Origin of the sequence: Cellvibrio sp. BR (genome assembly GCF_000263355.1) — a bacterium.
Taxonomy (GTDB): domain Bacteria; phylum Pseudomonadota; class Gammaproteobacteria; order Pseudomonadales; family Cellvibrionaceae; genus Cellvibrio.
Window position 1 is genome coordinate 987,425 of sequence record NZ_JH668200.1, and the last position, 15,074, is coordinate 1,002,498.

General features: G+C 49.3%; 10 protein-coding genes. 8 read left to right on the top strand and 2 right to left on the bottom strand.

The annotated features are described in order from the left end of the window. The first annotated feature begins 35 nt into the window (after positions 1-35). Together O59_RS04085 and O59_RS22175 are read left to right on the top strand one after the other, a co-directional pair. Entirely contained in the window at positions 36-3,053 is a 3,018-nt protein-coding gene (locus O59_RS04085; protein ID WP_040391147.1) for a TonB-dependent receptor, read from the top strand. A 450-nt stretch (positions 3,054-3,503) separates the two neighbouring features. Then, a complete protein-coding gene (locus O59_RS22175) occupies positions 3,504-3,632 on the top strand; it encodes a hypothetical protein (protein ID WP_255321694.1) in 129 nt (42 codons plus the stop codon). 84 nt (positions 3,633-3,716) lie between these two features. Here the strand turns inward: O59_RS22175 and O59_RS04090 are convergent, their stop codons facing one another. After that, complete coding sequence (locus O59_RS04090; RefSeq protein WP_007639777.1) at positions 3,717-7,283, bottom strand: hypothetical protein; 3,567 nt, start codon at positions 7,281-7,283, stop codon at positions 3,717-3,719. A 345-nt stretch (positions 7,284-7,628) separates the two neighbouring features. Between O59_RS04090 and O59_RS04095 the strand changes: the two genes are divergently transcribed. Continuing rightward, complete coding sequence (locus O59_RS04095) at positions 7,629-8,822, top strand: class I SAM-dependent rRNA methyltransferase (protein WP_040391149.1); 1,194 nt, start codon at positions 7,629-7,631, stop codon at positions 8,820-8,822. A 25-nt stretch (positions 8,823-8,847) separates the two neighbouring features. On the opposite strand, the gene O59_RS04100 is transcribed toward O59_RS04095, so the two are convergent. Beyond that, positions 8,848-9,504, bottom strand: a complete 657-nt coding sequence (locus O59_RS04100; RefSeq protein ID WP_007639781.1) for an HAD family phosphatase — start codon at positions 9,502-9,504, stop codon at positions 8,848-8,850. 246 nt (positions 9,505-9,750) lie between these two features. Between O59_RS04100 and rppH the strand changes: the two genes are divergently transcribed. The 5 genes from rppH (at position 9,751) to O59_RS04125 (ending at position 14,859) form a co-directional block, all read left to right on the top strand. After that, positions 9,751-10,254, top strand: a complete 504-nt coding sequence (gene rppH, locus O59_RS04105; protein ID WP_198284738.1) for an RNA pyrophosphohydrolase — start codon at positions 9,751-9,753, stop codon at positions 10,252-10,254. A gap of 36 nt (positions 10,255-10,290) precedes the next feature. Next, complete coding sequence (gene ptsP / locus O59_RS04110) at positions 10,291-12,558, top strand: phosphoenolpyruvate--protein phosphotransferase (RefSeq protein ID WP_007639783.1); 2,268 nt, start codon at positions 10,291-10,293, stop codon at positions 12,556-12,558. A 77-nt stretch (positions 12,559-12,635) separates the two neighbouring features. Beyond that, positions 12,636-13,439 carry a prolipoprotein diacylglyceryl transferase gene (gene lgt / locus O59_RS04115; protein ID WP_007639784.1) on the top strand — a complete coding sequence of 268 codons (804 nt, stop codon included), beginning with the start codon at positions 12,636-12,638 and terminating at the stop codon, positions 13,437-13,439. A 25-nt stretch (positions 13,440-13,464) separates the two neighbouring features. Beyond that, positions 13,465-14,304: a thymidylate synthase gene (locus O59_RS04120; RefSeq protein WP_007639785.1), complete on the top strand. Its 840-nt coding sequence runs from the start codon at positions 13,465-13,467 to the stop codon at positions 14,302-14,304. 57 nt (positions 14,305-14,361) lie between these two features. After that, positions 14,362-14,859 carry a dihydrofolate reductase gene (locus O59_RS04125; RefSeq protein WP_007639786.1) on the top strand — a complete coding sequence of 166 codons (498 nt, stop codon included), beginning with the start codon at positions 14,362-14,364 and terminating at the stop codon, positions 14,857-14,859. Positions 14,860-15,074 lie beyond the last annotated feature (215 nt).

A 15,074-nucleotide genomic window follows, 5' to 3' on the forward strand; every position in this document is an offset into this window, starting at 1 on the left:
TCGGTATTGCGGTTTAATACTACGAGGGGTAGTTTATGAGTTATCCACAGTTTAGAAAGACTCTTTTATCATCGTTTGTGGCCGCTGTTTCAGTTGCCACATTGGGTTCTCCTGCTTTTGCTCAAAATGAATCCGATGAGCAAGGAATGATTGAAGAGATTGTTGTCACAGGAATCCGCGGCTCTCAAAAAGCGGCAGTAGATGTAAAGCGTAACTCGGCAGTAATTGTTGACTCAATTGTGGCGGAAGATATAGGTAAATTGCCGGATGTGACGATTGCTGACTCATTGCAGCGTGTAACCGGTGTGCAAATCCAGCGTACGGCAGGTGAGGGTTCTAGTTTGAACGTGCGTGGTATGCCGCAAGTTTTGACCACCCTTAACGGCGAGTCTTTTCTAAGTCCTTGGTCGATTACTGGTGTTGGCGCTAACTATTCTGATATCCCGGCATCAATGATTTCTGGAGTTGATGTCATCAAATCACAATCAGCCTCGACTACGGCGGGCGGGATTTCCGGTGTAGTTGATTTGAAAACCCGTCGTGCTTTGAATATGGACGAAGGTTGGACGGCGACGGCGGCAATCGAGGGTTCTGAGGGCTCTATTACTAAAGACACCAACCATGATTTTAATGGTTTTGTGGGTTGGAATAATGGTGATATGGGCTTCACGTTTGGCGCATTTAGCTCTTTGACCAACGCGGCTAACTATCAAATGTATGAAGATTCACGCTTGGGTTTTGTTAACTCTGGTGGTGACCCCTATGATCTAAATGATGACGGTAATACCACAACTGATCGATACTTGGTACATGGTGGTTATGGTGTAAAAGCTTATGTAATGGAGCGTGAGCGGGAAGGTTTTGCTGCGTCATTCCAATCCAATCTGAGCGATGCCCTGACTTTCACAGGTGAAGTTTTTTACACCAAAATGGATCAGTATGATCGCGGTGTAGAAACGCAATTTAACGGTAGTCGCGACTCTAACTACGATGTGCTTCGCCCTGGCACGGTGACCCAGAAAGAGGCGGTGGTTCCAGGCAGTGGCAGCACGCCTGATCGTGTTATTAACTCAGTTCAAGTTGCCGTAGTAGAGGCGCCGGATTTTCAGGCGACGACCAAAAGCAAACAAAATCATACCGATGCCATTAATACGAATTTCGAGCTGGCTTTTGATTCCGGTGATGCGTTTACAGGAACGATTCGTTACGTACACTCCGAAGCCAATAAAACCTTTGAAGAGGCAACGTTTCAGCAGGGTACTCCTGTTTGGTACTGGGTGGACGCTGACGGAGATGGACAGGATGATCCGGTTGACCCCTTTCTCGTAACCGTGGATTACACGAAAGAGTATCCAACATTTGCTTACGCCGATGATCTTTCCAGTGCCGACCGTTTAAACCTGTTTCAGGCGTTTGCTATAGGGCAAAAAGACGAAGCTACCATGGATGTGTTGCGTGGCGATGGCTCATATGAATTCGAATTCTCCGGCTTTAAATCGGTTGATTTTGGTTTGCGTCTGGATCGTCGCGATGTCGAAACCACAAAATATGATTATTTGACCCCAACTGGCCGTTACTCCACATGGGCTGATCCTAACGTTCCCACTGATTTATGGTTCCAGCCTTTGCCTGGTGATTATGTGTGGCAGCGTTATCCGGATTGGTATGACTTCAAAGGCAACGCCGATATTGGCCTGGCGCCGTTTGATGATTTGAGATCGCAATTGATCTCTTACACTGACTTTGGCCCCTTCCAGGGGTTTGAGACGGGGGTTGCTGCCCTTGATCCCAAATCACTGGATGATGTAAATGGCTTTATGAACTCCATTTATCCCGGTGCAACCAAGTTTGCTGATCCAGCCAAGGCTTATTCGGTGGTAGAGGAAACTGCATCAGCTTACCTCCAGGGCAACTTTGAGAGTGATGCTGGTCTATTTGGTATTCCCTACTCGGGTAATCTTGGCGTGCGGGTTGTGCAAACCGAGCGCGAAGTTGTCAACAGTACTTATGCCGCAAGTGCAGTACCGGCAGAAGGCACCTATTACGGTGGCGGTGCTGATGCTGCATTAGGTAAGCCGCCGCAAGGTTGGCAGGTAATGTTTAAGTCGCTGGGCACCAAAACGACTGAGGCATCATTCACTGATGTGCTCCCTGCTGCAAACATCAGTTTCTTCCCTGCAGATGATGTAATTGTACGTTTTGGCTACAACAAAACCATGAGTCGCAACGATTTGGTTAATGTGGGCGAAGACGAAACCCTGTGGTATCAGGAATACAAGGTCTATACCCCCGATGGTGATCGTGAAGATGCGGAGGGTAAATACAAAGTGGTCAATAGCCCCGGTGGCGGCAACGATCAAGGTAATCCCAACGTTAAACCTTGGCGCGCGGATAACTGGAATGCCTCCACCGAATGGTACTTCAGCGAGGGTGGTATTCTTGGGTTGGGTGTGTTCTTAATCCAGGTAGATACCGCTACCGAAACTCTGCAGGAGGCACGTGCATATCCTGATTCGGATGGTGTTGTGCGCCGTACAGCCAACGTTTGGACTACCCAAAACGTGACTGGCTCTGACTTGAAGGGTTTTGAGATCGGTTATAAACAAGCGTTCGACTTCCTCCCCGGGTTGTTGAGTAAAACCGGTATGGAGTTTAACTATACCTTCTCGGATAGTGATTCCGGTGATGAAGATTTGGAGGGTAGCAGCTTCCCGCTACAGTCCAACTCAAAGCATCAGTACAATGCCATCCTATGGTTCCAGGGAGACAAGCTTAGTTCGCGTATCGCCTACAATTGGCGCAGCGAGATCTATCAGGGGCGCGTTGGTTTGAATACTAATGAAGCGGCCATAAGTTTGGGTAATTGGACCGAAGCGGCCGGTTATTTGGATGCTTCCATTAATTACGATCTAGTTGAAAATGTAACCCTTTATTTGCAAGGGACTAATCTGACAGAGACTAATTATCGCAATTACGCTCAATTTGAAGATCAATTCCACTCGTTATCCGTTCAGGAGCGTCGTGTAGCTCTTGGTGTGCGCGTGCGTTTGTAATTCCTCTATTCCGGCACACTATCCCTTTTGTCTAAATTAGATGGTGAGAGGTTGGATTGCCGGAGTTGGGAGGCTTAATCGCCCGGGGCTGTCATGGTCTCGGGCGTTTTTATTTCATCCCTTGGTTTTCACTATTTTTCCCCTATCTGTTGCCGTCCTTCGCAATTCCCATGAAGGTTAGCGCCTTCTTATAAAAGTTATTCTTTTGTTCAAAGCTGTAACCCGCCAGTTATCATCAAGGCCCATTTCCGATAAGTATCTTTATGCGACAAGGAAAAACTGTATTTACCTCGTTACCAATTACGTCAATCAGTGCGCAATAGATTGTCGAGTGAAATTACAAGCCATGGGAAATTGAGCTGGGGTTTTGCGATATTAAAAGTTCATTTCAAAACAATGCGATGGGCTTGCGTAGCGAGAAGGTAGCGCTGGTTTATCGGGAGTTGTGCGATGGTTTTATCGAGCTATTTTTTCCGCATCCGCATCCGCATCCGCATCCGCATCCGCATCCGCATCCGCATCCGCATCCGCATCCCGCATTTCCCGTCGTGCGTTCATTGCGGTTTTTGGGGTGAATGATGTTTGGATTTGTGGGGGGGGGGGGGCAAAAAAAGCCCCGAGGTTATCGGGGCTTGGAGATGATCGATTAGATGATGCCTTGAGTTAGTTAATTTTCGTGGAGTAGCTATATACCCTTTCTTCCAGATTAAATTCCGGCACTGCTGGGATTGTGACAACAATTCTTAGAGTGCCAGATGCAGCATTGATAGCATCCGAATTTAAAGTGACAGTAAATGTCGTGGGTTCTGTTCTGTTCGACGGCACAATCACGGGCTCTGGATTAGTGAATGCACTCACATTGGCAAGGCCGCTTGTATTAAGGGTTACAGTTGTGCCGGAAGGCAGACTATTGCCTTTTGCGTCTTGAAGTGTCAGAACAAGCGAAGCTTCATCGTTCAATCCCAGCAATAAAGAACCGGGTTGCCCAATCAGGCGGGAGTCAACGTTTGTGGCTGGTGTTCCTTCAGAAACAACAAGCATAAGGTCTTCACGAACGGTAACTGTGTTTTTTGTACAGTTATTAGCACTATCTGGACACAAAATACCGTCATACATCCCATTTTTTACAGTCCTTATTAGGTTCTCATCAAAATCAATGTATGAGTCGCCAGCTGCATCATAAATGCCGTCATGATCTCTATCCAGGAACGCTTCAGCCAAGTCATCGCACGCATTTGCATCACCTGCAGTCGAAGGTATTGGCGCGTTTGGCTCACATTCTGGATAGGTGACTGGATTTGTTCCGGTGGGGGTTCCAATGCTGAACACATCGCCCGCATCGTAGATGCCGTTTCCATTTTTGTCGATAAAGCTCTCATTGCCCACTGTAGTAGCAAGAATGCGCACTTTTCCGTCGGCAGGTCTGGTGCCAGTGTTTCGCCATTGCATCCTGCAAGCACTGTTCTCATCGGTTAAGCATCCACCCTCCACGCTTGTTGAATTGTCATCATTCAGGCGGGATACGGTTCCATGAGTGGTTGTGAAGTTAACAGCTGTACCTTCAGGCACCGGATTATTAAATGCATCTGCAAGACGAACAGTCATTGTTACAGGAAAGCCATCGGCAGTAGATAGGATGCTGTACTGGCTGGCAGCCAAGGAAATACTGTCTTGATCAGGGATACCAGTGCTTACAACGAGACGGCTTGACTGCGCTGAAACTGTAATTCCACCGGTGCCGCTCAACGTTGTAGCAGTAACTCTTACGGACGCGGGCACTGTCCCTGATTGTACGAGTGCTGTGACTAAGCCTTGAGCGTTACTGGTTTGTGTTATTTGTGCGGAGCAGCTATTACCATTAATGATACACATTCCGCCGGGGGTGTCATTTAGGCCTAATGTTACCGAAACACCTGATACGGGAGTGTTATTTGAGCCAATAACTTTGAAGCTCACTTGCGAGACTTCGCCACTTCCGGTTCCCTTCAGGGTAATAAACTCAGGTGTGGCGCTCTCAAACGAGATATATTGAGCGTTGGCCTCAACGATATTCAAGATGGTAGTTGCATCTTTTACCGCGAGAGTAGATAGCGCTGAGGTTGCAACTATTTCATCTGCACCCGTACATCCTTCTGCAATGTAGGTAATGGATGCGCTACCGGAGCGAGTCTCTACAATATTGGTCTCTTCTCCTAAACTGTTCGTAAATCTAGCAAAACCATCTCTGTAGCATTGCGATGTAAAAGTAATGCTTGCTAAACCGGTGGTCAGGTTGCGCTCATTATCCACCAGATTTACTGACAATCTTGCGCTACCACCAGGAGGTAGGACTGATGCGTCATTCTGAATCTGAATCACACCTGAGTTGAAGTTATCGCCAGTGCCTGATCCGAGATAAAGGGCTGTTGTGTTTTCTAATGGTTTGGGTTGCAGGGTGGTTACAAAAGAATAGCTAGTTCCTTTTGGGGATGTTGTCGTAATTACAAGATTTCCTACAGGAGCCTTGTTATCGCTTGCTTTAACCGTCACCACAAACGAGGTAGGGCTAGTGGTATTGGCAACTGCTCCTCCCATGCTGTTGGTGATGGTTGCATCACTAGTGGTTGAGGAGGTGCCTATAGTGGTTCCAATTGGCATTGAGTTACCGTTTTTATCGGCTAATGCAACAGTAAAACTAACCGTCTCCCCAGCTCCTATTTCGATAGATTCTGGCTGACCTACCAGTCGGCCATTTTGTGTTAAAGGTACTTCGCTAGACATAACTAACACAATGTCTTGTCTGATATTGACGGGATCCTTGGAGCAGCCTTGGCCTGGGGTGCTGCAGAGCACACCGTTAAATATACCGTTTTCAATGTCGTAGACACGATCTTTGTCAAAGTCGATAAACTCTTCGCCGCTATCACGCACACCGTTTTCATTTTTGTCCAGATAGGCTTCAGCTAGGTCGTCACATGGGGAGTCATTACCATTTGAGGATGCTGTTGATACAGGTACATTAGGATCGCAATTGCCATTAACATTTGGAGTGTTATACGTGTTGAAAAAATCTACATCTGGTGTGTAGAGGCCATCACCATCTTCATCCACAAAGCTTTCATTACCTACAGTAGTAGCAAGGATAGTTACTCGGCCATTGCTTGGGCGGATAGATTGGCTTGCCCATTTTACGGTGCATGCACCGTTTAGGGTGGTGCAATTCGGTGCTATCACGCCACCTTCAGTGGTAAATTGAACAGCTGTACCATCTGGTGGAGGGTTATTAAATGCATCGGCAAGGCGAATAGTTATATCAACCTGCTCTCCATCATACTCCCAACCTGGTGGGTTAAAGCGCGAGGCTGAAATAGACATGCTGTTTTGATCAGGCATGCCGGTGCCTATAGAAAGCTTATTGGAGCGCGCGCTAACACCTGATGCAGGCTCAGTGGCAATAATCTCAACTGCTGTAGGAATTGTGCCTGCTTGAACAACGGTTGATGCATGGCCTGTGCTGTCTGTAGTTGCTGAAGCGGCGGTTAGGGCAATTCCACCGACTTGGGTGCTCAGGGCAAAATTGAGGGGAATATTTTTGATTGGTGCCCCTGTGCTACCGAGAACCAGGAAGCGCACAGCAGAAGTTTGGGCTCCACCGCTATCTTTCAGGAATATCTTGTCTGGAGTTGCGTCAACAAACCGGATGGATTGAACTGTGTCTTGCGCAACAGTAACTGTTACCCGTGCAACTTTGGCCGTGTTATCGATAACCGCGGATGCCGTTATTTCATCGGCACCAACGCAGCCTTTTGCAGTGTAAATAATGCTGGCTTGGCCTATTGCTGTAGAGGTTTTATTAGTTGCTGTTCCTCCTACAGTTAAGGTCGCTTCACCAGCCGCATAACAGCGTGAGTTAAATGTGACTTCAATCGGTGCGGTAACCAGCGTGTTGGTGCTGCTGACGATATTTACTGACAGCGTTGTAGCTGCGCCCGCCGCTAACTCTTCAGTCGTATGGCTGACCGCTATTTGCCCTGAGACAAAGTTGTCTCCATCCCCACGACCTATATCGGCAGGTGAAGTTGTATCAATACTGCTTGCTGCTCCTGAGCTTGGCTGTGTTGCGGCGCTAGAGCTTGCCGCTGATGAGCTTGGCCTGGGATCTAATGGTGAACTGCCGCCGCCGCCACAGGCGGAAAGTAACAGGCTTAGAAACGCTGCACTGACAATCGTCGTTGTTTTTAGGGTTCGCATGGTGTCTTCCTAGGTTACCGGCCGCGCTGGATTGCAGTTCAGGCGGAAGCAGGTAGTGAATTCAATGATATAAATGGCATAAACAATCAGCGCTAAGCTCTTGAGCTTATTGGTACTTATCGCCACAGCTTACGTTAGCGTATATCCCTATAATGATAAAGTCCCGCGTGTTCAAAAAATGCGCTGGCTGGCGCATATATCCTGATATTTGTGCGTTTCTTAGCATTTTGCCGGCTGCATCGAGTTGACACGCGATCATTTTGTACACTCCGCCTTTTTATTTCTGTGTGTTGGTCGCACAAGGCTTATAATCGCGCCACTTTATTTTGCCTGATGAGCGCTATCATGAATTTGCCAGTTCTAATTTTAAAACCCCAAGCCGATCGTCGACTGAAGCTGGGGCATTTGTGGATTTATAGCAACGAAGTGGATGTTGATAAATCGCCGCTCAAAACTTTTGCTATGGGGCAGCAAGCACTGGTAACAACACAGGGCGGCAAGGCACTGGGGATTGCATTGATTAATCCCAATGGTTTGATTTGCGGCCGCTTGGTGAGTCGCGATGAGAAATACCCGCTAAATAAATCCCTGTTGGTGCATCGCATCAAGCAGTCGCTGGCGCTGCGCGAGATGGCATTTCCCGAGCCTTATTACCGGTTGATTTACGGTGATGCCGATCTACTTCCGGGTTTGGTAGTGGATCGTTTTGGCGATTATCTGGTGGTGCAGATTGCCAGTGCGGGCATGGAGCTGGTGAAGGATGAGATTGTCGAAGCGCTGGTACAGGTGCTCAAGCCACAGGGGGTGTTGCTGAGCAATGAGCACAGTGCGCGCGGTTTGGAGGGGTTGTCTGAATACACCGAGGTGGCCTACGGTGAGGTGCCTGAGTCGGTGGAATTGATTGAGAACGGCGCGCGGTTTATGGCGCCAGTACGCGGCGGCCAAAAAACCGGTTGGTTTTATGATCACCGTATGAATCGCGCTTTGTTACAACAATATGTGCAGGGCAAGCGCGTGTTGGACGTGTTTTCCTATATTGGCGGTTGGGGGGTGCAGGCGGCGGTAGCTGGTGCGAGCGAAGTATTCTGTGTCGATGCTTCAGAAGCTGCGACCGATGCGGTGCTTGAGAATGCCCAGCTCAATGGTGTCGCCGACAAAGTGGCGGCGATTCAGGGTAAGGCAATTGATGTGCTGAAGGAGTTGATCGCCTCCGAGGAGCGCTTTGATGTAGTGGTGCTTGATCCTCCCGCGTTTATCAAAAAGCGCAAAGATCAAAAAGCCGGCGAGGCGGCGTATCGCCATATCAATGAATTGGGTATGCGTCTTTTAGGGCGCGATGGTTTGCTGGTGTCGGCATCCTGCTCTATGCATTTGGGCAAGGACACGCTACTGGAAATCGTGCGTGCGTCGGGTCGCCATTTGGATCGCCATGTGCAGATCATCGGTCAAGGCGGGCAGGGACCGGATCACCCGATTCACCCGGCTATTCCTGAAACGGATTATCTTAAAGCCGTGTTTGTCCGGGTTTACCTCGCTTAGCTTTTCCTCTGGTCAAGCCTGTGCGCTAGTCGCGCAGGCTGATGATGTTCCAGTTGCGCTCATTAGCGATAGCGGTGAGACGCTCATCCGGATCTACTGCTACCGGCTTGTCCACTAATTCCAGCAAAGGTAAATCGTTGATCGAGTCGCTGTAGAAATACGCGCCCGTTAATGAGTGATTGGTGTGTTTAAGCCACTCCTGCAGGTTGGTGATTTTGCCGGATTGAAAGCAGGGCGTGCCAACAAACTTGCCAGTATGGCGTCCATCAATTACTTCCGGGTCGGTGGCTAGAATATCGGCGACGCCCAGGCGTTTGGCGATGGGGCGGGTAATAAAGCCGTTGGTGGCGGTGATAATTAACAGGTGATCGCCCTGTTCGCGGTGCTGACGCAGCAGCGCTTCCGCTTTGTTGAGCATCAGCGGCTCAACATGTTGTTGCATAAACTCTGCGTGCAGCTCACGCAGTTCATCCTGAGTAAAGCGGGTCAGTGGTGCCAGTGAGAATTCCAGATAAGCACGAATGTCCAGGGTGCCATTTTTGTAATCCTGATAGAAGCGCTCGTTGGCAATCCGGTAGGTTTCGGCGTCAACCAATTGTTTCTCTACCAAAAAAACGCCCCAGCTGTAGTCGCTGTCGCCTGCAATCAGGGTGTTGTCGAGATCAAAAATAGCCAATGCCACAGGGGTAATCCTCATGTCGTTCGAAGTGGGACTTGCATCGGCCTTGGGCGCGATCAAGGGGGCGCTAGGATAGCGAGAGTGCTGTGAGCACTCAATCACAAAACCATTTCCAAGATTCAGGGTTGCGGCTTTGAGCAAGCCTGATATAGTGCGGAAAACGCTATTTCGTGGAACATGGCTGCTGCTTTTTTGTGCGCGCAGTTAGCGGCTCCATCAGCAAAACTCTTTATATGGATGATTCCCCCCGTGATAGATTCCGACGGATTTCGCCCCAATGTGGGCATCATTCTGACTAATGATCAGGGCCAGTTGTTGTGGGCGCGCCGTGTGGGCGGGCATGATGCATGGCAGTTTCCGCAAGGCGGGATTAATCCTAACGAAACCCCCGAGCAAGCACTATATCGCGAACTTTATGAGGAAGTGGGGTTGCGTCGCGAGGATGTAGAAATACTGGCGTGCACTCGTGGTTGGCTGCGCTATCGCCTGCCACATCGTCTGGTGCGCCATAACTCTATGCCGCTTTGCGTAGGACAAAAGCAAAAGTGGTTTCTGCTGCGCTTGCGCAGTGACGACAATAAAGTGAGCCTCAACAATGGCGGCCGCGCCGAGTTTGATGACTGGCGCTGGGTTAGCTATTGGTATCCGCTGGGCAAGGTTGTGTCTTTTAAACGCGATGTTTACCGTCGTGCGCTCAAAGAGCTGTCATTATTCCATTCGCTGCACGAGGATCGCCGCACTCGCGCTCGCTAACCCGAATCATCTTTTAACAGGCTCAATCCAGACTCTATGTTGAACTCACTTAGGTCCATCGTTCAGGAAGTAAACGCCGCGCGCGATATGAAATCGGCGTTGGCGATTATTGTGTCGCGAGTCAAAGAGGTGATGAAAACCCAGGTTTGCTCTGTTTATCTGCGCGACCTCAAGAGTGATTATGTGCTGATGGCCACTGATGGCCTAAATGCTGATGCGGTGGGCAAGGTTCGTCTGGCGGCAGGCGAGGGGTTGGTTGGGCGCGTGGTGGTGCGTGAGGAGCCGATCAATCTGGAGCATGCCGAAGCGCACCCCAGTTATCAATATTTCCCGGAGACGGGCGAAGAGCGTTACAGCAGTTTCTTGGGGGTGCCAATTATCCATCATCGCAAGGTGTTGGGGGTGTTGGTTGTCCAGCAGGCTGATCAGCGCCGTTTTGACGAGGGAGAAGAAGCGTTTTTAGTAACTATGTCAGCGCAGTTGGCTGGTGTTATTGCCCACGCTGAAGCTACCGGGGGCATAGTTCCGCCCGGCGCCAAGGCGACGCAAGCTAAATTCCTCGGTGTCTCTGGTGCATCCGGCATCGCTATAGGTGAGGCGGTGGTGTTCACGCCCACCGCTGATCTGCGCGCGGTGCCTTATCAGGTTTGTAAGGATGTTGAGGCGGAAATTGTCTTTTTCCAGCGCAGCCTCACTGCGGTGCGCGAGGATATTAAATCCCTCGGTGAGCAGTTGCGTGCGCGAATTAATCGCGAAGAGCAGGCGCTGTTTGATGCTTATCTCGCAATGTTGGATGACGCTTCGCTTGCCCGCGAAGTCACTGACCGTATCCGCAAAGGTGCCAATGCACCCTATGCCTGGAGCGAGGTGATCATCGAACACGAAACCATCTTTAACAGCATGAATGACCCCTATTTGCGTGAGCGCGCTACCGATGTGCGTGACTTGGGGCGCCGTGTGTTGGCTTATTTGCAAGAGTCCAATCAGAAAGCTCGCGTCTACCCCGACAAAACTATTTTGATCGGCGAGGAGCTAACAGCTTCCATGCTGGGCGAGATTCCCAAGGAAAAGCTGGCGGGCTTGGTGTCGGTATTGGGCTCATCAAACTCCCATGTTGCAATCCTGGCGAGGGCAATGGACATCCCCACGGTAATGGGGGCGGTGGATTTGCCTTATGCGCAAATGAATGGCCGCCCGGTCATTGTGGATGGCTATAAGGGAGCGGTGTACTGCGACCCTAGTGCTCAGCTGCGCAAGCACTACAAGGCTATCTATCTGGAAGAGCAGGCCTTGGTGAAGGGCTTGGAGGCGCTTAAAAATTTGCCCTGCGAAACCCAGGATCGCTACCGTTTGCCGCTGCATGTCAATACGGGTTTGATGGCTGACGTGGTGCGTTCATTGGAGCGCGGTGCAGAAGGTGTCGGGTTGTACCGCACAGAGGTGCCGTTTTTGTTGCGTGATCGATTTCCCAGTGAGGAAGAGCAGCGGGCAATTTATCGCGAGCAGTTAGAGGCATTTGCCCCTCATTCTGTCACTATGCGCACTCTTGATATTGGTGGTGATAAGGCCCTACCTTACTTTCCTATTGAGGAAGACAACCCTTTTCTTGGCTGGCGTGGCATTCGGGTGACGCTTGACCACCCCGAGATATTTTTGGCGCAAATCCGCGCCATGATCAAGGCCAGTGAGGGCTTGGACAATCTGCGTATTTTGTTGCCCATGATTACCAATATGCAGGAAGTTGATGCAGCCAAGGGGCTTATTCAGCGTGTGCACAAGGAATTGCTCGAAGAGGGGTATAGGGTTCGAAAACCGCAGGTCGGCGTAATGATTGAGGTGCCAGCCGCTGTTTATCTTGCGCCGGAGTTGTCGCGCAAGGTGGACTTTTTATCTGTCGGCAGTAATGACCTGACGCAGTACCTGCTTGCGGTGGATCGCAATAACGCACAAGTAGCGGATTTATACCAGGCCTTTCATCCCGCGGTATTACGTGCCCTGCAATATATTGTCTATGCCGCCCACGATGCCGGTATTAGTGTCAGTATTTGCGGTGAATTGGCGGGTGATCCGGGGGCTGCCATTCTGTTGATGGCCATGGGCTTCGACGTGTTATCTATGAATGCCACGAACCTACCCAAGGTCAAATCCGTAATTAGAGGGATCACCTTTGCGCGCGCCAAACAGCTGTTGGCAGAGGTGATGAGTATGTCCAATGGCGATCAGATTCGCGATCACATCGCTCGTGAGTTGCGCGATACCGGGTTGACCCGTTTGATTCGGCCAGTCACTTCCGATAGTAATTGAGCGTAAAAAATATAGTTTTGTCATAAATCAGCGTCATAATCCCGGCCCCACGCCGGATGAGTCAGGTCTAACTGTTTATGCTGCAATACCCCGATATAGATCCCGTCGCGTTTTCTCTTGGTTCATTTAAAGTGCATTGGTACGGGATCATGTACCTCTTTGCCTTTGTCAGCGCCTGGCTTGTAGCTATGCATCGCGCAAAACAACCCGGCGCTTTGATCAACAAAGCTCAGGTTGAAAATCTGATTACCTATGGCGCTTTCGGCGTCATCCTGGGTGGCCGTTTTGGCTATGTTGTGTTTTATAACTTTGACTATTGGTTGACCGATCCGCTTTGGCTCTTCCGCGTATGGGAGGGGGGTATGTCATTTCATGGTGGTCTTCTTGGTGTAATTGTTGCCATGATGATTTATGCCAAACGTATTGATCGCTCATTTATTGGGCTCATGGATTTTGTGGCCCCAATGGTGCCACTCGGCTTGGGTTTCGGTCGCTTGGGCAACTTTATCGGTCAGGAATTATGGGGGCGAGTTACGGATGTTCCATGGGCTATTGTTTTTCCCAAGGCCATGGATCCGGAAGGCGTAGGTCGCCACCCCAGTCAACTCTATCAGGCATGTCTGGAGGGTTTGCTGCTGTTCATTATTGTGTTTTGGTTCTCCGCCAAGCCGCGCCCACGCGGAGCTATTTCTGGCATATTTCTTATCGCCTATGGCACTTTTCGTTTCGCGACGGAGTTTGTGCGTGAGCCCGATAAAGGGGTGGCGCTGGTGGGCTGGATGACTCGCGGCCAGTTGCTTTGCCTCCCAATGTTTGCCGTGGGGCTTGGGCTGTTGATATACGCCTATGTGGTGACTGGTAAAAGTGATAGCGCTAAATAAATGACAATTTTTGACGGGTTATTGAATGAAGCAGTATCTTGATTTAATGCGTGATGTCGTAGAAAACGGCGTCACTCGCGGCGATAGAACCGGCACTGGAACTCGTTCAGTTTTTGGTCGGCAGCTACGTTTTGATCTTGGCAAAGGGTTTCCTTTGGTAACAACTAAAACGGTGCATTTAAAGAGTGTCATCGTTGAGTTGTTGTGGTTTTTGCAAGGGCGCACTGATGTGAACTGGCTCAAAGAACGCGGCTGCAATATCTGGAATGAGTGGGCAACAGAAAGTGGTGATTTGGGACCTGTCTACGGCAAGCAGTGGCGTAGCTGGGTTTGCCCAGATGGCTCTACAATAGATCAAATTTCCCAGGTTATTGCCCAGATAAAAAAGAATCCCTACTCGCGGCGCTTGATTGTCAGTGCTTGGAATCCTGCTGATTTACCCGACGAATCCATGAGTCCACAGCAAAATGTGGAGCAGGGACGTATGGCGCTTGCAGCATGTCACACCTTGTTTCAATTTTATGTTGCTGATGGAAAACTGTCTTGTCAGTTGTATCAGCGCAGTGCGGATTTATTTCTCGGTGTACCTTTTAATATTGCCAGTTACGCATTGCTGACGCATATGATTGCGCAGCAGTGTGATTTGGGCGTGGGTGATTTTGTGCATACTTTTGGCGACTGCCATTTGTACAACAATCATATCTCTGACGACATAGTTTACGAACAATTAACACGCACTCCCAAAAACTTGCCTACACTAAGAATCTCGCGTCGACCTGATTCGATATTTGGGTACGAATTACAAGATTTTGAGTTTGAAGGCTATGATCCTCATCCTCGCATAGTTGCGCCTATTGCCGTCTAGTTGGTAGTTGTAGGTTGTTGGCAAATTTAAGTTTTAATAAAAAGGCGAAGGCTCCGCATGAAACTAGCCATTATTGTGGCGGCAGCAAAAAATGGTGTCATTGGTATAGAAAATCGTTTGCCATGGCACCTCCCCCAAGATCTGAAATACTTTAAGTCAGTGACCATGGGTAAGCCTGTAATCATGGGGAGAAAAACCTATGAGTCTATCGGTCGGTCTTTGCCGGGGCGCATGAATATTGTAGTGACGCGCGATAAGTCATGGAACGCATCATCTGATTTGGTGGTCGTACATAGTCTTGATGATGCGCTTAAGGTTGCTGCATGCAATGAGTCGGGCGCTGAAGAGGCAATGGTTATTGGTGGTGCGCAAATTTATCGAGAAGCTCTTCCCTTGGTAGATAGGGTGTATTTAACCGAGGTGGGTATTGAGCCAGAGGGAGATGCTTTTTTTTCATTACCGGATATGCGGATTTGGTCTCTTGAGTCGTCAATAGCCGGCGAAGAATCTGCGCAGCTACCCCACCGCTTTTTGGTTTATCGGCGAAACGCCTAATTAAATGCATTTTTCTTTTTTTGATTTTTTTCGTTGTGGTTTTTGTTGTTTTAATTTTTTGTGTTACCGGTTCGCTTATTTTGAAAGGTAATGTGTTACCGGTTTGATACCTAAATACACATGTAGAAGGTATAAGGATAAATCATTGGAAGTAGGCTATGTCGCTTATTACAATGCCGCCGTTCTTAGCCGCCTCGAAGAGGCTACGTGGATAA

What these genes read in the sequence shown, in the direction of transcription:
- O59_RS04085 (WP_040391147.1), top strand. Translation starts at nt 36, where the DNA reads ATGAGTTATCCACAGTTTAGAAAGACTCTTTTATCATCGTTTGTGGCC.
- O59_RS22175 (WP_255321694.1), top strand. Translation starts at nt 3,504, where the DNA reads ATGGTTTTATCGAGCTATTTTTTCCGCATCCGCATCCGCATCCGCATC.
- O59_RS04090 (WP_007639777.1), bottom strand. Translation starts at nt 7,283, where the DNA reads ATGCGAACCCTAAAAACAACGACGATTGTCAGTGCAGCGTTTCTAAGC.
- O59_RS04095 (WP_040391149.1), top strand. Translation starts at nt 7,629, where the DNA reads ATGAATTTGCCAGTTCTAATTTTAAAACCCCAAGCCGATCGTCGACTG.
- ptsP (WP_007639783.1), top strand. Translation starts at nt 10,291, where the DNA reads ATGTTGAACTCACTTAGGTCCATCGTTCAGGAAGTAAACGCCGCGCGC.
- lgt (WP_007639784.1), top strand. Translation starts at nt 12,636, where the DNA reads ATGCTGCAATACCCCGATATAGATCCCGTCGCGTTTTCTCTTGGTTCA.
- O59_RS04120 (WP_007639785.1), top strand. Translation starts at nt 13,465, where the DNA reads ATGAAGCAGTATCTTGATTTAATGCGTGATGTCGTAGAAAACGGCGTC.
- O59_RS04125 (WP_007639786.1), top strand. Translation starts at nt 14,362, where the DNA reads ATGAAACTAGCCATTATTGTGGCGGCAGCAAAAAATGGTGTCATTGGT.